At 68.8% G+C, this 21591-nt stretch carries 17 protein-coding genes; 14 read left to right on the top strand and 3 right to left on the bottom strand.

Annotated elements, in window-relative coordinates:
- Positions 1-2 precede the first annotated feature (2 nt).
- The 8 genes from ACZ5V4_RS08130 to ACZ5V4_RS08095 all read left to right on the top strand — a co-directional run bounded on the left by ACZ5V4_RS08130 (position 3) and on the right by ACZ5V4_RS08095 (position 7475).
- Entirely contained in the window at positions 3-1226 is a 1224-nt protein-coding gene (locus ACZ5V4_RS08130; RefSeq protein ID WP_464317679.1) for a type II secretion system F family protein, read from the top strand.
- Positions 1223-2560, top strand: coding sequence for a sigma-54 interaction domain-containing protein (locus ACZ5V4_RS08125; RefSeq protein ID WP_464317678.1), 1338 nt, complete (start codon positions 1223-1225; stop codon positions 2558-2560). Before ACZ5V4_RS08130 ends, ACZ5V4_RS08125 begins: the two co-directional genes overlap by 4 nt.
- 834 nt (positions 2561-3394) lie before the next feature.
- Positions 3395-3802: a type IV pilin protein gene (locus tag ACZ5V4_RS08120; protein WP_464317677.1), complete on the top strand. Its 408-nt coding sequence runs from the start codon at positions 3395-3397 to the stop codon at positions 3800-3802.
- Positions 3803-3964: 162 nt separating this feature from the next.
- Positions 3965-4510, top strand: coding sequence for a hypothetical protein (locus ACZ5V4_RS08115; RefSeq protein WP_464317676.1), 546 nt, complete (start codon positions 3965-3967; stop codon positions 4508-4510).
- Positions 4507-4905: a type IV pilin protein gene (locus ACZ5V4_RS08110; protein WP_464317675.1), complete on the top strand. Its 399-nt coding sequence runs from the start codon at positions 4507-4509 to the stop codon at positions 4903-4905. The genes ACZ5V4_RS08115 and ACZ5V4_RS08110 overlap by 4 nt, the downstream gene beginning before the upstream one ends.
- Positions 4902-5396, top strand: a complete 495-nt coding sequence (locus tag ACZ5V4_RS08105) for a type II secretion system protein (RefSeq protein WP_464317674.1) — start codon at positions 4902-4904, stop codon at positions 5394-5396. Before ACZ5V4_RS08110 ends, ACZ5V4_RS08105 begins: the two co-directional genes overlap by 4 nt.
- An 8-nt stretch (positions 5397-5404) precedes the next feature.
- Positions 5405-6838 (top strand): L-type lectin family protein, encoded by a 1434-nt coding sequence (locus tag ACZ5V4_RS08100; RefSeq protein ID WP_464317673.1) that lies wholly within the window; start codon positions 5405-5407, stop codon positions 6836-6838.
- A gap of 73 nt (positions 6839-6911) precedes the next feature.
- Entirely contained in the window at positions 6912-7475 is a 564-nt protein-coding gene (locus tag ACZ5V4_RS08095) for a lytic transglycosylase domain-containing protein (RefSeq protein ID WP_464317672.1), read from the top strand.
- Between the two features lie 101 nt (positions 7476-7576).
- Here the strand turns inward: ACZ5V4_RS08095 and ACZ5V4_RS08090 are convergent, their stop codons facing one another.
- Positions 7577-8362: a prepilin peptidase gene (locus ACZ5V4_RS08090; RefSeq protein WP_464317671.1), complete on the bottom strand. Its 786-nt coding sequence runs from the start codon at positions 8360-8362 to the stop codon at positions 7577-7579.
- 130 nt (positions 8363-8492) lie between these two features.
- Between ACZ5V4_RS08090 and ACZ5V4_RS08085 the strand changes: the two genes are divergently transcribed.
- A complete protein-coding gene (locus tag ACZ5V4_RS08085; protein WP_464317670.1) occupies positions 8493-11012 on the top strand; it encodes an ATP-binding protein in 2520 nt (839 codons plus the stop codon).
- Here ACZ5V4_RS08085 and ACZ5V4_RS08080 read toward each other — a convergent pair.
- On the bottom strand, positions 10990-13368 hold the full coding sequence (locus ACZ5V4_RS08080; protein WP_464317669.1) for a methyl-accepting chemotaxis protein: 2379 nt from the start codon (positions 13366-13368) through the stop codon (positions 10990-10992). The genes ACZ5V4_RS08085 and ACZ5V4_RS08080 overlap by 23 nt on opposite strands.
- Positions 13369-13458: 90 nt before the next feature.
- Between ACZ5V4_RS08080 and ACZ5V4_RS08075 the strand changes: the two genes are divergently transcribed.
- The 3 genes from ACZ5V4_RS08075 to ACZ5V4_RS08065 all read left to right on the top strand — a co-directional run bounded on the left by ACZ5V4_RS08075 (position 13459) and on the right by ACZ5V4_RS08065 (position 17135).
- Positions 13459-14193 carry a YgjP family zinc-dependent metalloprotease gene (locus ACZ5V4_RS08075; protein WP_464317668.1) on the top strand — a complete coding sequence of 245 codons (735 nt, stop codon included), beginning with the start codon at positions 13459-13461 and terminating at the stop codon, positions 14191-14193.
- A 70-nt stretch (positions 14194-14263) separates the two neighbouring features.
- A complete protein-coding gene (gene glgB / locus ACZ5V4_RS08070) occupies positions 14264-16180 on the top strand; it encodes a 1,4-alpha-glucan branching protein GlgB (protein ID WP_464317667.1) in 1917 nt (638 codons plus the stop codon).
- 79 nt (positions 16181-16259) lie between these two features.
- Positions 16260-17135 carry a DUF429 domain-containing protein gene (locus ACZ5V4_RS08065; RefSeq protein WP_464317666.1) on the top strand — a complete coding sequence of 292 codons (876 nt, stop codon included), beginning with the start codon at positions 16260-16262 and terminating at the stop codon, positions 17133-17135.
- Here ACZ5V4_RS08065 and ACZ5V4_RS08060 read toward each other — a convergent pair.
- Positions 17107-19533 carry a DUF3536 domain-containing protein gene (locus tag ACZ5V4_RS08060; protein WP_464317665.1) on the bottom strand — a complete coding sequence of 809 codons (2427 nt, stop codon included), beginning with the start codon at positions 19531-19533 and terminating at the stop codon, positions 17107-17109. The genes ACZ5V4_RS08065 and ACZ5V4_RS08060 overlap by 29 nt on opposite strands.
- A gap of 43 nt (positions 19534-19576) precedes the next feature.
- On the opposite strand from ACZ5V4_RS08060, the gene ACZ5V4_RS08055 reads away from it, so the two are divergent.
- Positions 19577-20509 carry a YkgJ family cysteine cluster protein gene (locus tag ACZ5V4_RS08055; RefSeq protein WP_464317664.1) on the top strand — a complete coding sequence of 311 codons (933 nt, stop codon included), beginning with the start codon at positions 19577-19579 and terminating at the stop codon, positions 20507-20509.
- 55 nt (positions 20510-20564) lie between these two features.
- Positions 20565-21578 (top strand): diguanylate cyclase domain-containing protein, encoded by a 1014-nt coding sequence (locus ACZ5V4_RS08050; RefSeq protein ID WP_464317663.1) that lies wholly within the window; start codon positions 20565-20567, stop codon positions 21576-21578.
- Positions 21579-21591 lie beyond the last annotated feature (13 nt).

Here is a 21591-nt window from a genome sequence, read left to right as displayed (position 1 = left end):
CGATGCCTTCATTCTCCTATCAGGTGCTCAACGAGTCCGGCAGGACCATCACCGGGAGCCTCGAGGCCGACAGCGCCGAGCAGGCCCGGCAGAAGCTCCTGGCCCTTGGCTACATTCCCGTCTCCGTGACCAGGGGCCGGGAAAAGGAAGGGCTCTCGGGCTGGCTCGAGGACCTCTCCGTGAAGATGACCAAGGTCTCCCTCAAGGACCTGATCCTCTTCACCAAGCAGTTTCGGACCATGGTCAAGGCGGGCCTCTCCATCCTCGAGATCATGCGCATCCTGGAGGAACAGTCCGAGAACAAGAAGCTCAAGCTCATCTGCACGGAGATGGGCGCGGCCATCAAGCAGGGCCGGACCTTGAACGAGGCCTTCTCCCTGCACCCCAAGGTCTTCTCCAACCTCTACAGGAACATGATCCTCGCGGGCGAGCAGACCGGCTCCCTGCCCGAGGTGCTCGACCGGCTCATCTACCTCGTCGAGCACGAGCACAAGGTCAAGTCCGACATCCGCTCGGCCCTGCAATACCCGATCATCGTGATCATCGCCCTGGTGGCCGCCTTCTACGTTCTGCTCAACTTCGTCATCCCCAAGTTCGTTGTCACCTTCAAGAAGGTCAACATCGATCTGCCCATGCCCACGGTGATCGCCATCAACCTCTACGAGTTCTTCGACCAGTACGGCTACTTCGTGCTGGGCGGCCTTGTCGTGGGGGTCTTTCTCTTCAACCGCTTCCTCAAGACCACCGGGGGCCGCCTCTGGTGGGACCGCCTCTGGCTGCGCATCCCCATCTTCGGCCCGCTCTTCACCAAGGCGGCCATGGCCCGCTTCGCGGCCATCTTCGCCATCCTCCAGTCCAGCGGCATAAGCGTGCTGGCCACCCTGGACATCCTCCAGGGCACCATCGGCAACTCGGCCATCGCCCTGGAGTTCGCCCGCATCAAGGAGCTGCTCAAGGAGGGCCGGGGCCTCTCCTCGCCGCTTCGGCAGGCCAAGCACTTCACGCCCATGGTCATCAACATGGTGGCCGTGGGCGAGGAGACCGGCAACCTGGAGGAGATGCTCATGGCCGTGGCCAACCACTACGACGTGGAGGTGGAGTACTCGGTCAGCACGCTCTCCGAGGCCATCAACCCCATCCTGGTGGTGGGCTTGGCCGCCGTGGTCGGCTTCTTCGCCCTGGCCATCTTCCTGCCCATGTGGGACCTGACCAAGATGGTGAAATGATGCTGCAACGCCTGCGCGTGGACATATCCCTGGGGGTGCTCATCCCCTTCATCCTGGGGGGCCTCGCCGCGCTTTGCGTGCTGGGGTTCTCCTCCGCCTCGGAGCTCGGCCTGCTGGGCGAGATGCAACCGCTGCGCCTGGGCTACCTGACCGCCGCCGTCACCGGTTTGAGCGTCTTCTGCCTGGCCATGCTGCTGGGGCGCCTCGTGCTCAAGCCCGTGAAGCAGTTTCTCGACAAGGCCAAGAGCCTACCCATGCTCAAGGAGCCCGCCGAGAAGATGGAGAAGGCCCGGGGAGCCGAGATCGAAGCCCTGGACATGATGTTCGAGCACGTGGCCCAGGTGCTCGGCAGCCTGGACGCCAAGGCCATGTTCCCGGGAGTCATCGGCGAGAGCCGGACCATCCGGGGCGTGCTGGCCCAGGTGAGCAAGGTCGCCCCGTCCGACGCCACCGTGCTGCTCACGGGCGAGTCCGGCACCGGCAAGGACCTCTTCGCCAACGTGGTCCACGGCCACTCCAAGCGCAAGGACAAGCCCTTCGTGGCCGTGAACTGCGCGGCCATCCCCCCCGGGCTCATGGAGAGCGAGCTCTTCGGCCACGAAAAGGGCGCGTTCACCGGGGCCATCGCGGCCAAGAAGGGCAAGTTCGAGCAGGCCTCGGGCGGCACGCTCTTCCTGGACGAGATAGGCGACATGCCCATAGAGACCCAGGCCAAGATCCTGCGCGCCCTGGAGAACGGCGAGGCCGAGCGCGTGGGCGGCGACAAGGCCGTGCGCTTCAGCGTGCGGCTGGTGGCCGCCACCAACAAGAACCTCCAGGAGATGATCACCAGAAACGAGTTCCGCGAGGACCTCTACCACCGCCTGAACGTCTTCCCCATCCTCCTGCCGCCGCTGCGCGTGCGCCCAGAGGACATCCCGCTCCTGGCCACGCACTTCCTGGAGCGCTTCGGCCCGGGCATGACCATCTCCACCGAGGCCCTGCAACTGCTCATGGCCTACTCCTGGCCCGGCAACGTGCGCGAGCTGCGAAACACCCTGGAGCGCGCGGCCGTGCTGGCGGGCGAGCACGGGGTGGTGCTGGGCGAGCACCTGCCCGCCCAGGTCAGGCTGGTCACGGCCTCGGAGCCGCAGCTGCCTTCCTTGCCCGAGACCAGGGCCAAGAGCCTGGACGAGCGCCTGGAGGAGATCGAGAAGAGCCTGATAATAGCCGCACTCATCAAGACCCACGGCGTGCAGGTGCGCGCCGCCGACATCCTGGGCATCAAGGAAAGAAGCCTCTGGCACCGGGTGAAGAAGTTCGGCCTGGACCCGGGATCGTACAAGCCCAATTAGCGGGGCGGCCGGTGGGGCGCTGCCCTGGCCCCGGAATCGTACAAGCCCGATCGAAAGGAACTCCTTGAGGGGAGCCGGATGCCTCCGGCGGCCAGAGGCAGCGCCTGCCCCTGGACCCGGCGTTTTGCTTCGCGGGCCTCACCGCACACGCGTCCGGCGCGGCGGGCCAGGGTTCGCCGCGCCATTTTTGGGCGGCCAGGCCCGCAAAGGCGCGCCGCGGGCCAAGGCGCTTTCCGAAGATGTGCCCCCCTCATTTCAGGTCGGAGCGCCCGGACGATGCGCTCCGGCCAGCTTATTTGAAATTCCCATTTTTTTGCCTTTCGAGGGCAACCTGCCGAAATGGTGTATTTTTCATGCTCTAGCGGCCTTCCGCGCCTCCCGAAGGCCCCTGCGCGGCCCCTCCCCCTCCACGCAGCGGGGCATCAAGTCGCGTAGGAAGCCGAAGAAAATCCTCCGCATGGGCGAGCCCGGCACTGCCCGCAATCCGGCTGGCAAGGCGTTGAGATAGCGGGATTATCCTGGGTGCTGGCCGGGAAGGCCTGCCCGGCGCGCCCTCCAGGGCGTGCGGAAAGGCCTCCAATCCATGGAGGAACAGGGGCCTTTGGATCGCGCAACTCCTTGCGCGAACGAGCATCAAGTCATTTTATTCCAGTATGTTATTGTGTGATGGCGCGGGTTGGCACGGGGCGTGCTTTATGGCTGGCATCGGCGCGGCCAAGCCCGCACCGGTACGCGGACAGAAAGAATCACGCCCCGAGAGGGGCACGCAAGGAAAGGGACGCCTCGGGGGAGGCGGACAAAAAAACAACCACCCAAGGACGAAAGGAGCCCATCATGAAGACCTCGAAGATCAACGCCAACGGACAGAGCGGTTTCACCCTGATCGAAGTCATCGCCGTGCTGGTTATCGTGGGCATGCTGGCCGCCGTGGCCATTCCCCGCTACCTCGACATGCAGACCGCCGCCGCCCGCAACGCCGTGCAGGGCGCGCTCGCCGCCGGCGCCTCCAACGTGACCATGGAGTATTCGCAGGAGCTTCTCTCCGGCACCTTCACCAACCTGGGCGCACTGGCCACCAACCTGGGCGTTGCCGCCTACACCACCGTCGGCGACTTCACCGTCAGCTACACCGCCACCGCCTCCGGCATCGACGTGGACCTGGCCACCGCCCCCTCGCCCATCTCCGGCCAGCTCGGCAACCTGACCGCAGCCGAGAAGAAGAAGTCCGTCACGCTCCAGTAAATCAAGCTGCCGAAAAACGGCCGCGCCAGGCCGGACGGGACCAGGGGGGTACCGTCCGGCCTGGAACCGTCCCGGACCTTGGCGAAAAACACAAGGATGAGTATCTTGGAAACATAAGCGAGCGAAATAAGCGCGGGGATGACCCGCCCGAAGGCCAGGACCATGAAACCAGACAGGAAGCAAGCCCGCCGCCAGGACAGCCAGCAGGGCGGCATGACAGCCCCGCGGGGAGAGAACCCGCGCGGGCAGTGGCGTTTCCTGCCGTTCATGCTCATGGCCTTCAGCCGCCTCGCCGGAATCTTCCGCATTGACCGCGGCACTGGAACCCAGGCCGGGATAAGCCTCTTCGAGCTCACCGCCGTGCTCGCCGTGGTGGCCGCCGTGGGCGTGGTGGCCGTGGCCAACCGGCCCGGGCTGGAGGCCGACGCCTTCGCCGACGGCGAGACCCTGCGCGGGGCCATCCGCGCCACGCGCACCCGGGCCATGGCCGACGTGGTCTCCTGGTCCTTCGTGGTGGCGGGCCAGACCGGCACCTACCAGCGAAACGGCGTGGCCAAGGCCACCGTGCAGTTCGCCACCCCGGGCGTGGCCCCCGGAACCGTCACCTTCGACACGCGCGGCGAGCCCTCGGGGACGTTGTCCTTCGCGGTGGCGGGTTATTCGCGCAGCCCGGTCACGGTCACGGCCGGAACGGGGTACGTGCCATGAGAAGCCGCAGCGCCCAGAAGGGCTTCACCCTGATCGAACTGATCGTGACCATCATGGTGGTCGGCGTGCTGTCCAGCATGGTGGTGCCCTATTTCCTCTCCGGCGTGACCAGGGGGGCGGACCCCTTGAACGAGATGCCCACTCCCCTGGGCCTGCAGTCAGTCATGGCCGCCATCGTCGCCGACTACTACAGCAGCGGCACCTACATGAACGACCTGGCGCAGCTGAACGCCAGCATCGTCACCGGCAAGTACGGCATCACCGCCGGCCACACCGTGACCAAGGACCCCAACTACAAGTTCGATCCCGCCGACACGAACAACGCGCTCAAGGTGACCATCCGCGACAACGCCACCAACCAGACCGTGACCTACGTGTTCACGAAGCAGCTATGAACGCCCCGGCCCGAAACGACAGGGGGGTGAGCCTCATCGAGACCATCGTGGTGGTGACCATCCTCGGGGCCGTGGCCGTGGGCTCGCTGACCTTCCTGCACCGCGCCACCCAGGGCATGCTCCTGGCCCGCAACGAGGCGGCCGCGGCCGAGAACGTCCAGGCCGCGCTCACGCGCATCACCCACGAGCTCGCCAACATGGACACCAAGCGCGCCTACACGTTCACCAGCACGAGCATCACCTACTATTACCGCAACGAGGCCTCCGCCTCCACGCTCACGCTCTCGGGCACCAACCTCACGCTGAACGGCAACGTGCTCCTGGGGAACGTGGTCAGCGGCTCGGGCTTCCAGGTCACGGCCCCCAACTACATCGCCTCCCCGGCCGTGCCAGTGGGGATCAGGATCCAGGTCAACGTGCCGGCCGTGACCGGAACCGTGACGAAAACCTACTCGACCAAGATCGAGCTCAACACGCAACGCTTCCAGTGAGGCGCGACATGGACGGCGACAGGACTGCTGACAACGGGCGCGCCGGATACGCGCTGGTGTGGGTGATCGCGGCCATCACGCTGATCGCGTCGCTGACGGCCGGGGTGCTCTCCATCACCACCACGGCCACGAAGAACGAGATGATGCTCACCTTCGACGTCCAGGCCAGGCTCCTGGCGGAGTCGGGCATGAACTACGCGGGCGCGCGCGCCGCCGAGATCCTGAGCGGCGCGAGCTTCGACCCGCTCACGGTGCTGGACGGCGAGGTCATCACCACGGGCCTGCCCGCCGGCCAGAAGATCACCTTGAGCGTCACGACCAGCGCCACAAACCCCTACGACTACGTGGTCACCTCCGTGGGCACCGTGAACTCGGGCAGGCTGGAGGAAGCCAACTACTCCGTGACCAACGTGATCAACGCCCCCACGTCGGGCACGGGCGTGTACATCGTGCAGTCCAAGCCGGGCACGGCCGTGGCCTCGCCCACGGGCGTGGCCGTCAACGCCAGCTCCTTGAACGACTACACGGCGGGCGTGAGCTTCGACCCGCGCTTCGCGGGCTCCGGCAACCAGGTGGCCAGCGCCAACTTCAACAACGGAATCGGCAGCCTGCTCACGGGCTTCCGGGTCTATTTCACCTACGCCATCTCCGCCGGGTCCAACGCGGACGGCTTCGTCTTCGCCATAAAGAACGGCACCTGGAACACCCCGCGCAACGCGGGCGGCCCCCCGGCAGGGTCCTCCCACGGATCGTTCCTGGGCTACGCGGGCCAGGGCTACCCCTACTGGGGTAACGGCCTGGGCATACGCCCGCCCAAGATCGGCGTGGAGTTCGACATCTACACCAACAGCGGCCACTCCGGCTCCCCGGCCGTGAGCAGCGACGGCCGCAACGACCCGGACAACCACCACATCGCCAACGTGTTCTGGGGCTCCACCTGGAACATCGGCACCGTTCCGCCCACCAACACCTACTCCACCACGTCCTACTACGCCTGGGACGACAACGTGCACAACTTCGGCTACGCCAACGACAAGACCGACCCCAGGCCCTTCAACCCGTCCTCCAGCTCAAGCGACCCGGGCGGGTCGGGCAGGCCGGGCTTCCTGACCATCAACCGGAACAACATGGTGGGCACGGCCGCCCCCGTGCCGGTGCGCATCGAGATAATAAGGCCCACCACGGTGGTCTCCACCAACAGCACCAACGCGCGCTACAACATGTACGCCTACGTGGTGAAAACCTGGCACGGATGCACGGGAACGGGCTGCGACGACATCACGGCGGACTACACCGGGACAGCCCCCACGCTCCAGTACACTGTCTACCTGACCAGCGCGCTGCATCAGGCCTTCGACTACTTCGTCTTCGGCTACCAGGTGTCCACGGGCGCGGCCACGGGAACATACACCTTCTCCATGCCCAAGATCGGCATGCGGTGAACCATGCGGGCCCGGGCAACATCCCGGTTGACTTGGCGGGGATATTGCAACAGACATGGCGGAGGGAAACGCCATGCAACTGCCCGCCGCACTCGCCCTGTACTCCTTTCTCGCCCTCTGCGCCGCATCGGGCGCGGCGGCCCAGACCATCTATCACTACAAGGATCAGGCGGGCACGGTGCATCTTTCCGACATCAAGACCCGCGACGACTTCCGCCCGTTCTTCTACTTCCGCATCCCGGCCGGCACAGACAGGGTCCAGCTCGCGGCGGTCATCGCCCGCGAGGCCAGGCGCCACGGCGTGGACCCGGGGCTGGTGACGGCCATGGTGGAGGTGGAGTCCGGTTTCCGGGTGAACGCGGTTTCGCCCAAAGGCGCGCAGGGGCTCATGCAGATCATGCCCGGCACGGCCAAGGACCTGAAGCTTACCGACAGCTTCGACGCCGCCAAGAACATCGAGGCCGGGACGCGCTACCTGCGCCAGATGCTGGACCGGTTCGGCGGGGACGTGAAGCTGGCCCTGGCGGCCTACAACGCCGGCCCGGGGGCCGTGAGCAGGAGCGGCGGGGTGCCGCCCATCGAAGAGACCAAGCGCTACATCGAAAAGGTCAAAACCCGCTACGGCAAGTCCATCTGAGCTGTGCCGGGGTTTGCGGCGCTTCTGCGGTGAAGCGTCGACATTCCGCCGGTCCTTGTGTTTTGCGCCCCTTGCGGCGAAGTTTCGCCGCGAGCCCGGCCTTAGAGCCGTCCCGCCAGAAGCAGCATGAATTTCTCCCCCCAGAGAAGCGCCAGCATGCACCCCAGGCACAAAAAAGGCCCGAAGGGGATGCGCAGGGGGCCGTCCTCCCCCTTGGCGAGCATCCTGAAGACCGGGGCCAGGGCCAGCGCGCTCACCGCCCCGAACAGGATCGCCGGGGGCAGGCCCATCCAGCCCGTGAGCGCGCCGATCATGGCCATGAGCTTCACGTCCCCGAGCCCGAGCCCCTCCACGCCCCGCGCGCGCATGTGCACGAAGCGCAGCAGCCAGAAGAGCCCGGCCCCGGCCGCCGCGCCGATCAGGCTGTCGGTCGCGGGCAGCCCGAGCGCCAGCACGCCCGTGGCCAGGCCCAGGACGATGCCCGGATAGGTGAGGATGTCCGGCAGGATGAAGATCTCCAGGTCGATGAACGAGGCCACCAGGAACACCCCGCCCACGGCCATGAGCATGATCCACGCGAGGCCCGGCCCGAAATGCAGGGCCAACGCCGTGGCCCAGGCGCAGCTTGCGGCCTCCATGAGCGGGTAGCGCCAGGAGATGGGGGCCTTGCAACCGGCGCAGCGCCCCCTCAGGAGCAGGAACGACAGGAGCGGGATGTTCTCCCAGGCCTTGAGCTTGCGTCCGCATTGAGGGCAGTGCGAGCCCGGCAGCACGATGGACTGGCCCGTGAGGTAGCGGTGCACGCACACCGTGTAGAAGCTGCCCAGAATCAGGCCCAGCAGCCCGGAAAACCAGGGGAAGAGCGGGAGGAGTTCCTTGGGGATCATGGCGCGTCCGTTTTTCGTTCCTGCTTACGGCAAAGCCCCCCGGTGAACAACAACCAAAGATTGACAAACAACCGGCCCTGGCGTTGTGTGGTCCGGAACCCGAAACGCGTCGGGACGCAAAGGAGCGCGCATGGCTCAACGCCTCGAGGATCTGGTGGACATCCAGGCCCTTGCGGAGCTTCTTTCAAGCCTCTACCAGGCCACCGGGCTCGCGTCCGTGGTCGTGGACCGCACAGGCTCCGTGGCGGCCTCGGCCGGCTGGATGCAGGGCTGCGGCATCAACCACCTTCCCCCGGGCTGCGCGGCCCTGGCCTGCCGCAGGGGCTCGGCGTTCTTCGGGCTCGACCCCGGCCCGTGCGGGGGGCACTACGCGCTGTTCAAGTGCTTCATGGGCTTCTGCGACGCGGCCGCCCCCATCGTGGCGGAGGGCGAGTGCCTGGGCAGCGTGCACCTGGGGCAGTTCCTCTGCGCGCCCCCGGACGAGGAGTTCCAGCGCGGGGTCGCCAGGCGGCGCGGCGTGCCCGAGGACTTCCACCTGGACATGCTCAGGCGCACCCCGGTGGTGGAGCCCGAGCGCCTGGGCGCGGTGATGGATTTCCTCTCCCGCCTCGTGGACACCCTGGCCGCCCAGGGGCGCAGGCGCTCCCGCCTGGCCGCAGCGGACCAGGCCCTGGCCGCCAGCGAGGCCCGCTACCGCAGGCTTCTGGCCTCCGTGACCAACTACATCTACACCGTGCGCCTGGACAAGGGCCGCATCGCCTCCGTGACCCATGGCCCGGGCTGCGAGGGCGTGACCGGCTACGCGTCCAGGGATTTCGAATCCGACCCCCTGCTCTGGCGCCGCCTGGTCCACGAGAAGGACCGGCAGGCCGTGCTGCGCTTCTTCGAGGCCGTGATGACCGGCCACGAGCCCGAGCCCATCGAGCACCGCATCCGGCGCAAGGACGGGGCCGTGCGCTGGATACGCAACACCCCCGTGGTCATGCGCGGCCAGGACGGCGGGGTGGCCTTGTTCGAGGGCCTCGTGCAGGACGTCACCGAGCAGAAGCTCATGGAGGAGGAGCTTCGCGCGGCCAGGCTCAAGGCCGAGCAGGCCAGCAGGGCCAAGAGCGAGTTCCTGGCCAACATGAGCCACGAGATAAGGACCCCCATGAACGCCATCCTGGGGCTCACGCGCCTGGCGCAGAGGCGCGAGCGCGACCCGGAGGTGGCGGGCTTCCTGGAAGGGGTGGCCGAAGCCGGGGCCTCGCTTCTGACCATCATCAACGACATCCTGGATTTCTCCAAGATCGAGGCGGGACGCCTGGAGATGCAGGAGGAGGCCTTCGACCCGGGCGAGGTGATCGACCAGGCCGCGCGCACCCTGGGCGTGCAGGCCGCGCGCAAGGGCCTGGCCATGGCCGTGCGCATCTCCCCGGATACGCCGCGCCTTATCGAGGGCGACCCGGCCCGCTTCAGGCAGGTGCTGGTGAACCTCTTGGGCAACGCCGTGAAGTTCACGCCCCAGGGCTCGGTGGAGCTCACGGCCGGGCCTGTTCCCGGGGGGGAGATGCGCGTGAGCGTGCGCGACACGGGCATAGGCATACCCGAGGACAAGCTGGAGGCCATCTTCGACACCTTCACCCAGGCCGACGCGGCCACCACCAGGCGCTTCGGCGGCACGGGCCTGGGCCTGGCCATATCCAGGCAGCTGGCGGAAATGATGGGCGGGCGCATCCTGGTGGAGAGTCGCGAGGGCGAGGGCTCCACCTTCCACTTCGAGCTGCCGCTCAAGCCGGCCGCGCCCGCGCGCCAGGGCGAAACCCTGGACGCGCGCGACGCCGTCCGGGCGGAGGGGGAGCAGGCCCCGCCGGGCAGGCGGCTCTGCATCCTCGTGGCCGAGGACGAACCCGCCAACCAGATCTTCGCCAGGACCTTCCTGGAGGAAGAGGGCCACGACGTGGTTGTGGCGGAAAACGGCGTCCAGACCCTCGAGAAGCTGGCCTCGGGCAAGTTCGACCTGGTGTTCATGGACGTGTCCATGCCCGTGATGGACGGCCTGGAGGCCACGCGCGCCATCCGCTCCGGCAAGATTCCAGGCGTGGACCCGGCCCTGCCCGTGGTGGCCCTGACCGCGCACGCCATCAAGGGCGACAGGGAGCGCTTCCTGGAGGCGGGCATGGACACCTGCGTGGTCAAACCCGTGGACCTGGACGAGCTTTCGGACATCCTCGGCCGGGTGGCGCGCGGGGAGCGCCCGGCGTCCAGGCCCCGGGGCGCGGCCCGGGAGCAGGCGGAGATCGACCGCGAGTGGGTGCGCAAGTGGTACGCGGGCAAGGAGCAGGTGCTGGCCACCATCCTGTCCATCTTCCGCGACGAGGCCCCGCGCCGCGTAGGCGCGGCCAGGGCGGCCCTGGAGCAGGGCGACGCCCCGGGCGCGGCCAGGGCGGCCCACAGCCTCAAGGGCTCGGCCGCCGTGGTTGGCGCGGTGGGCGTGCGCGCCCTGGCGGCCAGGGTGGAGGAGGCGGCCCTTTCGGGCCGGACCGAGCAGGCCTGCCAACTGCTGGACGAACTGGAGCACTCCTGCGCGTGCGCGGTGTGCGCGCTGGAGGAGGAAGCGGCTCAGGGCCGCGCAGGAGCGGGAAAGGCTAGACCTGCATCCCCCGGATGAGCTCCTCCAGGCTTTCGGCCTGGCGGTTCACCTCGTCCAGGGCCCGGGAGGCCTCTTCCATGCCCTGGGCCGTGCGCGAGGACACGCCCTCGATCTCGGCCACGGCCTCGTTGACCCGGGCGCTGGCGCGGGCCTGGTCCCCGGCGGCGTGGGCGATGGCCTTGGCCTGCTCCGAGGAGCCCTGCACGATGGACACGATGCGCCCCAGGTATTCGCCCGAGGACTCGGCCAGGCGCGTGGACTCCACGATCTCGCGCGCGGCCTTCTCCGTGGCCTGGAGCGTCTGGGCCGCGCCGCCCCGGATGGCGTCCAGGGTGGAGCCCACCTCGTGGGTGGCCTGCATGGTTTTTTCCGCGAGCTTTCTCACCTCGTCGGCCACCACGGCGAAGCCGCGCCCGGCGTCGCCCGCGCGGGCCGCCTCGATGGCGGCGTTCAGGGCCAGGAGGTTGGTCTGGTCCGCGATGTCGCCGATCACCTGGAGCACCTTGCCCACGTTGTCGGCCTGGGAGCCCAGCTCGCGCATCTTGTTCTGAAGCTCCAGCACCTGGGCGCGCACCGCCGCGATGGAGTCCACGGCCGTGCGCACCATGTCCGCGCCCTCGGTGGCCGTGCCCTTGGCGTCGTCGGCGCTGAGCGCCGCCTCGCCCGCCAGGTCCGCCACCTGCTGGGCCGAGGCGTTCATGGCTGCCATGGCCTCCACGGTGTCGGAGGCGCGTTCGTTCTGGTGCGTCGCCCCCTCGGCGGCCTGGCCGATGCATTCGGCCAGCCTGCGCATGGCCTGGTTCAGGCTCACGGCGATCTCCTGGGAGGTCCCGGCGGCCAGGGCCAGGGCGCTGTTGCGCTTCTCCAGCTCGGACTCGTGGCGCTTGATGTCCGTGATGTCCGTGAGCACGCCCACCACGCCGATGATCTTGCCGTCCAGGTCCGTGAGCACCTCGGAGTCCACCAGCGAGTGGCGGATGTTATTCTTGCGCGTGGTGAAGGCGATCTCGGCCTTGTACACGCAGCGGTTGTCTCGCAGGCAGTTGCCCATGACCGTCTCCTGGCTGGCGTCGTTACGCACCAGTTGGGCCACGGTGAGCCCGAACCAGTCCTGGGGGCTGCCTTCCACCTCGATGAAGTCCAGGAGCTCCTGGTTGGTGTAGGTCACCAGGCCCTCGGCGTCGGCCACCAAAAGCGGCACCTTGAAGGCGTTCTGCAGGCCCTGGGTGTAGCCCAGGCGCTTGCGCAGCTCCGTGACCATGCTCTGGATGTCCGAGGAGAGCTCGGCCAGCTCTCCCTGGCACCCGGCGAAGGGTGGGGACTCCAGGTCCCCGGCGGCAACCCTGCGCGCGTAGGCCCGGATGCCGGAGAGCTGCGTGACGATGCCCCGCGCGATGAGAAAGACCCCGAAGCAGGCCACGGCCACCGCGCCCATGGAGAGCCCGAGCGCCCAGAGCTTGCGCTCACGGTAGTGCTCCGTGCGCTTCTCCAGCAGCTTGTCGAGTTCGGTCGACGTGGCCTCCCACAGCTCGAAGCCCGCCTTCCTGGCCTGGGCCCCGGCCTTGGCCAGGTCCTCCTTGCGCAGCTTGCCGCCCTTGGCCATGCGCTCGAAGGTCTTGATCAGCTCCTCCGCGGCCTTGTAGTAGGCCTGGGCCTTGGCCGGGAGCACGGCCTGGAGCGACTCGGACCTGCCGTAGAAGGCCTCGTCCTCCTTGAGGGCCGTGTCGATGCTCGCGCGGATGCGCTCCAGGTCGGCCTCCTTGAGCATGGCCGCGTGCACGGACAGGGTGCTGCGCTCGGCCAGGGACAGGTCGTTGCCGCCGGTCATGGGCATGGCGTCGCGCAGGGCCTTGGCCGTGCGGTCCAGGGTCTGGGGCAGGGCCAGGAGCACGGCGTCCATGAGGTAGTAGCTGTCCAGGTCCGGGTCGAGGATCAGGTTGGACGTGTCGCCCACGTGGGCGATCATGCCCCTGACGTCGGCCATGAGCGCGTCCAGGGCCTCGGGCGCGGGGGAGTCCCCCTGCGAGCGCCAGCGCGACTCCACCTTGGCCGGGGCCAGGGCGTCGCGGCCGCGCTTGGCCAGGTCGGCGGGCGTGAATTGCAAGGCCTCGCCGTCCTTGGCCATGAACACGCCCAGGTCGGAGAAGGCCCTGGCGGCCTGGGCCTTCCCGGTCGGGCCCTCGGGCAGGCTCTCCAGCAGGCGCACCATGGGGCGAAGCGCGTCGTTGCCGCGCATCTCCCGCCGGGCGAAATCGATATCCTTGTCCAGGCCGCGCACCGTGAAGAAGGTCAGCACGGCGATGGGCAGCGCGAAGACCAGGCAGCTTACGGCAAGTTTCACGGAAATGCGGACGTTGGTGAATGCAAACGACATGTACGACCCCCCTAACTACCAGAAACTACAAAAGAGTCACTTTTGGGCGCCCCTTACATACGTCATACAGTTTTTGACAGCAAGTGCGCCATGGCCCATACTTGGCGCATGCAAAGCGAGGCCTCCCCGCTGCCGCCTTTCCGCGTGCGCGCCAGCTCCCGCGCCAGGCGCGTGCGCCTGGTCATCGCCCCTGGCCAGGGTCTGACCGTGGTCACGCCCGAGGGTTTCGACCCCGCGCTGGTCCCCGGGATCGTGGCCGGGCGGCTCGACTGGGTGGAGCGCCACCTGCGCCGCGTGGCCCAGGCCGCCCCCGTCCGGGACGCGGCCCCGCCGCCGTCCGTGGTCGAGCTGCGCGCCGTGGGGCGCTCGGTGAACGTGCGCTACAGGGCCGGTGACGGGGCGGTGGCCGTGCGCCGGGCCGGGCCGTCGAGCCTTTTGGTTTCGGGCACCATCGCCAGGCGGGACATGGTCTGCAAGGGGCTTCGCAACTGGCTCAGGCGCGAGGCCTCGCGGGAGCTCGAATCGCGGCTGCACGTGCTCTCCGCAGAGACGGGGCTCGCGTTCTCCGGGGCCTGCGTGCGCATGCAGCGCACGCGCTGGGGCAGCTGCTCGTCCAGGGGGCTCATCTCGCTCAACGCCAGGCTCCTTTTCCTGCCCTCGCGGCTGGCCGACTACGTGCTCCTCCACGAGCTTGCCCACACCATCCACCTGAACCATTCGCCGGACTACTGGCGCTTCCTGGAGGACGTCCTCCCGGGCGCGCGCGGGTTCGACCGGGAGCTTCGCGCGGCCAGGAGCTTCGTGCCCGACTGGGCGGTTGACTGAAGCCCCTTTCCCTTGCCGCGCATTTGGCCTATGCTCCATGGCTATCGCCAAGAAATCCAGGAGCGCGAGCATGTCCCAGAACGTCATCCACGGCGTGAGCCTCTTCACCGAGCACGACATCTACCTCTTCAAGGAGGGCACGCACTTCAGGCTCTACGAGAAGCTGGGTTCGCACCTCATGACCGTGGACGGCAAGGAGGGCACGCTGTTCGCGGTCTGGGCCCCCAATGCCCGCAAGGTCTCGGTGATCGGCGACTTCAACGGCTGGGATCGCAAGGCCCACCCGCTCACCGTGCGCCTGGACGGCTCGGGCATCTGGGAGGGCTTCGTGCCCGGGCTCGGGCAGGGCACGGTCTACAAGTACCACATCGTTTCCAGCGTGCACGGCAGGCACCTGGAGAAGGGCGACCCCTTCGCGCTGGCCTGGGAGGTGCCGCCCAAGTCCGCCTCCGTGGTCTGGGACCTGGGCCACTCCTGGAGCGACGCGGCCTGGATGGAGAAGCGCGCGGCCACGGACGCCTTCACCGCGCCCATGTCCGTCTACGAGATGCACCTGGGCTCCTGGAAGCGCCACCACGACACCTGGCACTCGCTCTCCTACCGCGAGCTCGCGGAGCAGCTGCCCGGCTACCTCACGGAGATGGGCTTCACCCATGTGGAGTTTTTGCCCGTGATGGAGCACCCCTTCTACGGCTCCTGGGGCTACCAGACCGTGGGCTACTTCGCGCCGTCCAGCCGCTACGGCACCCCGCAGGACTTCATGCACCTGATCGACGAGCTGCACCGCGCGGGCATCGGCGTGATCCTGGACTGGGTGCCCTCGCACTTCCCCACGGACGGCCACGGCCTGGGGCTCTTCGACGGCACGCACCTCTACGAGCACCAGGACCCGCGCCAGGGCTACCACCCGGACTGGAAGAGCTACATCTTCAACTACGGCCGCCACGAAGTGCGCGCCTTCGTGATCTCCTCCGCGCTCTTCTGGCTGGACCGCTACCACGCCGACGGCCTGCGCGTGGACGCCGTGGCCTCCATGCTCTACCTGGACTACTCCCGCAAGGAAGGCGAGTGGGTGCCCAACTGCTTCGGCGGCAAGGAGAACCTGGAGGCCATCGACCTTCTGCGCCGCCTGAACGAGGCCGCCTACACGGGATTCCCCGGCATCCAGACCATCGCCGAAGAATCCACGGACTGGGGCATGGTCTCGCGCCCGCCCTACCTCGGCGGCCTCGGCTTCGGCATGAAGTGGAACATGGGCTGGATGCACGACACCCTGAACTACTTCTCCAAGGACCCGGTCTTCCGAAAATACCACCACGGCCAGCTGTCGTTCTCCATCTGGTACGCCTTCAACGAGAACTTCGTGCTGCCGCTCTCCCACGACGAGGTGGTGCACGGGAAGGGCTCGCTCATCGGCAAGATGCCCGGCGACGAGTGGCAGAAGTTCGCGGGGCTTCGCCTGCTCTACGGCTACATGTGGACGCACCCGGGCAAGAAGCTCCTGTTCCAGGGCGGCGAGGTGGCCCAGTGGTCCGAGTGGAACCACGACGGGCAGGTGGACTGGGCGCTCCTGGATTTCCCCGGCCACGCGGGCGTGCGCCGCTGGCTCGCGGACCTGAACGCGTTCTACAAGGCCGACCCGGCCCTCCACGAGACCGACTTCAGCCACAAGGGCTTCCAGTGGGTGGACTTCCACGACTCCGAGGCCAGCGTGCTCTCCTTCCTGCGCCTGGGCAACGACCCCTCGGACGTCACCCTGGCCTGCTTCAACTTCACCCCCGTGGTGCGCGAGAACTACCGCGTGGGCGTGCCCCAGGGCGGGCTGTGGCGCGAGGTTTTGAACTCCGACTCCCAGTGGTACCACGGCTCGGGCGTGGGCAACGCCGGGGCCGTCATGGCCGAGGGCCAGAAGTGCCACGGCCGGGAGCATTCGCTCACGCTCACCCTGCCGCCGCTCGGCATGGTGGTCTTCAAGCCCCAGAGGTAGGCCGGGCGGTTCGACCGCCCGGCGCAAGGCCCGGGAAACCGGACGGCGTTTCGGCCGGACGGCCCGGGGCCCGGGAAACATGCGCGTCTACGGCCTCGACTTCACCAGCTCCCCCGGCAGGGGCAAGCCCCTGGCCGTGGCGCGCTGCCGCCTGCGCGGCGGCGCGCTGACCCTGGAAGGCTTCGAGGCCTTCGAATCCTTCGCGCCCCTGGCCGCTCTTTTGGCCTCCCCCGGCCCCTGGGCCATGGGCTGCGACTTCCCCTTCTCCCACCCCGCGAGCCTGCTGGCCCAGGCAGGGGATTTCCTCACGGCGGGGGGGCTGCCCGCGCGCTGGCCCATGGCCTGGGAGGACTACCTCCGGGGCGTCGCGGCGCTTTCGCCCGATGCCTTCAAGGCGCTCATGAAGTCCTGCCCGAAGGACGAACGCGGGGTGCGCGAGCGCAGACGCCTGGCCGGGATCGCGGCAGGCGCGTCGAGCCCCATGCACGTTGACTTCCCGCCCGTGGGGCTCATGTTCCACCAGGCGGCGAGGCTCCTGCCGGACTGCCCCTGCGACGTGGTGCCCCAGCGCATGCGCGGGGATTCGAGGAAGCTCTTCGAGGTCTATCCCGGGGTTTTTGCCGCGCGCTTCTGCGGCGGGGAAAGCTACAAGGAAGGCCCAATCGCCCAGCGCGGGCTTCGCAGGCAGCGGCGCGAGGAGATGCTCGGGGCCATGGCCTCGGAGCGTTTCCGGCAGGCCTACGGCCTTCGCGTGCGTTTCGGCGGGGAAGAGGCCGCGCTGATGGCGGCAGACGCCAAGGGGGACTACCTGGACGCCTTCGTCTGCGCGGCCCAGGCGGCCTGGGCCCTGGGGGAGCTCGAAGCCGGGACCCTGCTGCCCGGGCCGCAAGCCCTGGACCCGGCGGTCCTCGCCTTCGAGGGCTGGATCATGGACCCGCACTGCCGGGCAGGCTGACCTTGAGCACGCGCGCCAGGCGCTCGAAAGCCGCCACCCAGCGCTGCGCCTCCGGCCTGGCCTTCATGGCCGGGTAGGTTTTCGCCACGGCCCTGAAGCAGGCGTTCTGGGCCTGCCAGGGGTTCACGTCAAGCTTCAGGGGCAGGCAGAGCTCCACCGCCTCCAGAAGTTCCTCGATCCTCACCGGGTCGCGCGCCCTGGCCTCGAAGCGCGCGGCCAGGCGGGCCAGCCAGCGCCCGGCCAGCACCGCGAGCCTGCCCCGGTCCAGCTCCAGGCCCCAGCGCAGCGCCGCGTCCGTGGCCTGCCTGAGCGCGGGCGCGTCCAGGCGGTCTGCGGCGAAGATATCCTCCAGGTCGCGCTGCACGGCGTGGCGGCCAGCGTCCACGATCTCGCGCGGCAGCGGGGAGTGCAGCCAGGAGAGGAACTTGAGGCTCTCCAGGTTGGCCTCGAACACGCGGCGGTAGGCTTCCACGGCCGCGCTCACGGCCGGGGCCGTGAGGGCTGCCAGCACGGCGCGCTGCTCGTCCTTGAAGAGCCTGGCCAGGGAATGGGTGTTCTCGCCGAAGCGCGTGTGCAGGGCCGTGAGCGCGGCCGCGAGGTCGCCACGTTCGAAAGCCTCGGAGAGCTTGGCGCGCAGCCCGCGCACGTCCTCCCCCCCGGCCTCGCGGTCCACGCCGCAGATCACCTGGTGCCCGCCCAGGTGCAGGGCCGCGAACACGAACTCCTGGCTCTCGCGCGTGGTCATCGACTCCACCCGGCAACGCCCGCAAGCCAGGGCCGCCCCGGCCGAGCGCGACACGCCCAGGCCGCGCGTGCCCACGCGCCAGGAGCCCAGGGCGTACTCCTCGGGCTTCTCGGAGAAAAGCGCGGCCATGGCCGCGTGGGCCGCCACGTGCCTGAGCCCCGCACGGGCGGGGCGGACGTGGCGGTCGTAGGCCTGGGCCCCGTTCTCCAGGACGTTGGAGGGGGCCTTGGCCAGCATGGCCAGGAGGCGCTCCTCGAAGGCCTGGCCCGAGACCTCCTCGGCCAGCTGGACGCAGCGCGACGCGTATTGCAGTATCTGCACGCCCTCCACCCCGGAGATCTCGTCGAAGAACCAGCCGCAGCTGGTGAAACCCAGCTGGGCCATGCGCCCCATCTCCATGAGCTTGAACGCGGTCACGGTCTCCAGGGGGGAGAGCGGCCCCGTCCCGTGGCGCTCCAGGAAGGCCCGAGCAGACCCGGGGGAGGGGTCGAGCATCACGGAAATGAAGCCGTCCAGAGCCTCTCCGGGGTCCTTGAAGAGGCCCTTGCCGCAGCGACCGAGCACGTCCCGGGCCTGGCCGCCCAGCCAGTCCACGGCCTCGCGCAGGGGCGCGCGCCAGGCCTGGGTCCAGCCGGGCCTGCCACCGGAGTTGCAGCCGCAGTCCGAGCGCCAGCGCTCCACGCCGTGCACGCAGCTCCAGGAGGAGTTCTCCCGGACCTCCACCTCGAAGGCCGCCTGGTGCCGGGCCAGGTACTGGGCGTAGTTGGTCAGGCGCACGGCGGGGTCCTGCTCCAGGCGGTCCAGGCACCAGGCCAGGGCCATGTCCCCTCCGGGATGGTGGTGGCCGAAGGTTTCGCCGTCGGCGGCCACGCTCACCAGCTGCGGCCAGTCGCGGCCGTGGTCCGTGAAGGCCCCCATGAGGCGGGCGTACAGGGCCTGGCCGTCGCGGGCCAGGTGGGTGAAGGCCAGGTCCGAGGAGATGGGGCCGTCGTGGAAAAAGGCCGTGATGGCCCGGCCCGAGGGCAGGTTCACCAGGCAGGCGGCCGTTGGGTCCATGTCCCCGTCGTGGGCGCGCCAGGGCCCCGGGGACCGGCCAAGGCGGCGCGAGCGCGCGGCCTGGCGCTGGGCCAGGATCACGAAGCGGATTCCCTCGCGGGCAAGGGCCTCCAGCGAGGCCGTGTCCACGGCGCACTCGGGCAGCCACATGCCCTCGGGGTCGCGCCCGAAGCGGCGGCGGAAGTCCTCCATGCCCCATGCCACCTGGGTGCGCTTGTCGCGCTCGCTTGCCAGGGGCATGATCATGTGGTTGTACACCTGGGCCACGGCCGAGCCGTGCCCGCCGAAGCGTTTGCGCGAGAGGCGGTCCGCCTCGATCACCGCGCCGTACACGCCCGGGGCGTGGCGCTCCATCCAGGAGAGCAGGGTGGGGCCGAAGTTGAAGCTCACGCGCGAATAGATATTGACCATGTTGACGATGCGGCCCTGGGCGTCCACTATGCGCGCCTGTGCGCAGGGGCCGTAGCACTCGGCCGCGATGCGCTCGTTCCAGTCGTGGTAGGGCGCGGCCGAATCCTGGACCTCCACCTCGCCGAGCCAGGGGTTCTCGCGCGGCGGCTGGTAGTAGTGGCCGTGGATGCAGACGTAACGGGTCATGCCCGTTCCATAGACCAACCAGAGCAAAGGACGCCACCCGAAAATGAAGGACATCCGCTTCGCCTGCACGCGCTGCGGGGAATGCTGCCGCGCGAGCATCCCCCTGGGCCTGGCCGAGGCCCTGGAGTACGACGACCGTTTCCTCCTGGCCCTGGCGCTCACCGTGGAGACCTGGGACCTGGGGGACTTCTCCAGGAACAAGCCCCAGGTGCCCATCACCCACGACGAGCTTTTGACCACCCTGGCCTTCCGCAAGGACAAGCTGGCACTGGACGCCAGCAGGGACATCGTGTTCCGCTCCGGGCTGACGCGCGTCAAGGGCGAGCGCGTGGCCAGCTTCGTGTCCGTGACGGCCTGCGGCCTGGGCGAGTTCGCCGGGGGCAGGACCTTCTGCCCGGCCCTGGGCGAAGCCGGCACGTGCTCGATCTACGAGACGAGGCCCCTGGGCTGCCGCGTGTTCCCCCTGGACCCGCTCTACCCGGAGATGCTCCAGAACGTGCCGCTTCAGGCCCTCGCCTCCAGGCTGCCGTGCGATTTCTCCGATGCCGCGCCCGCGCTCTTCGAAAACGGCAGGCTCACGGACCCGGCGCAGCGCGAGCTTCTCGAGGCCAGGCAGGAGGCCATCAGGCGCGATTCGCTCTTCTTGCCCTACTACGGGGTCACGGCAGGGCGCTTCAAGCCCATGCCCTCGCTCACCGAGGCGCTCGTTTCGCTCAAAGGCAACGGCAGGCTGGACCTGCCCTTCGTCCCCGCCCTGGTCTACCTCACGGCGGCCGGGCACATAAGCCCCAGGCGCGCCGAGGAGTGCCTGGAGCGCCAGCTCGGCCTGGCGCGCGCGGCCGTGGACGCCGCGCTTGGGCGCAAGGACAAGGCCGAGCGCGCCCGCACGGCGGTGCTGCGCAACTGCGTGGCGCTCATGGAGCGCTTCGTGGGGCGCATCGAACGGACCGTGGACGAGGCGGAAGGGCAGGCCTGATTGACAGGCCGGTTGTTTTGGGCAAATCTTGCAGATCATCCCCGGAAGCCGTGCCATGACAGAATCCATCCTCGTGGAGATCATCCGTTCCTGCCTGGAGATGGACAGGATGGCCGAGGACGCCTACCTGCGCCTCGCGGCGGGAGAGGCCGGCCCGGAGCTCGCCGCTTTCTGGCAGGCCATGGCCGTGGAGGAGAAGGGCCACGTGGCCTTCTGGGAGGCGCTTCTGGACTTCGCGCGCCAGGGACGCCTGCCGGACCTCTTTGCCGACCCCGTCTCCACCCTGGAGGCCCTGGCCGTCACGGCCAGGGAGGTGCGCGGCCTCCTGAGCCGCGCGGACCATCCCGGGGGGCCGGGCCAGGCCTTCGTGCTCTGCTACCGCCTGGAGGCCGCGCTCATGCACCCGGCCTTCGAGGCCCTGTTCCGCTTCGCCCAGGATTCCCGCCTGCCCCTGCCCCTGGAGAACCCGGCCGACGACTACGCCAGGCACATCCGCTTCTTCGTCGAATCGCTGGGCCGCTTCGGCGGGCTGTCCCCGGAAGTCATGCTCATCGGCGAGCTTCTGACCAGGCTGCACGAGGAGTCCAAGGCCCTGGCGGTCGGGGCGCACACGGACGAACTCACGGGCGTGCTCAACCGGCGCGGCTTCTTCATGGTCGTGGACCCGCTGGTGTTTCTCTGCGCGCGGAAAGCGGAGCCCGCAGGGCTCGCCGTGCTGGACGTGGACGGCCTGGGCCGCATCAACCGCGTCCACGGCCAGCGCCTGGGCGACATGGTGCTGGCCTCGGTGGCCGCCTGCGTGCGCGAGGCGCTGGGCGGCCGCGACATCCTGGGCAGGCTCGGCAGCGACTCCTTCGGCGTGTTCCTCCCCGGGTGCGGCCCGCAGGGCCTGGAAGCCTTCGCGCGCAGGGCCGCGCAGTCCGTGGAGTCGCTCGCGCACCACGGGGTGTCCGTCACCGTGAGCGTGGCCGCGGCCGCCCTGTCCCAGGGCCCGGGCATGGCCGAGGTGGAGCGCGCCGTGGGCGAACTCGAGGACAAGCTGCGCACCGGCGCGGCGGGCGCCTGCTGACGCCATTCACGAC

It is taken from the genome of Fundidesulfovibrio sp. YSD1, assembly GCF_055397115.1.
Note: the sequence above shows the minus strand (reverse complement) of the source record. Positions and strands in the feature narration are given on the sequence as shown.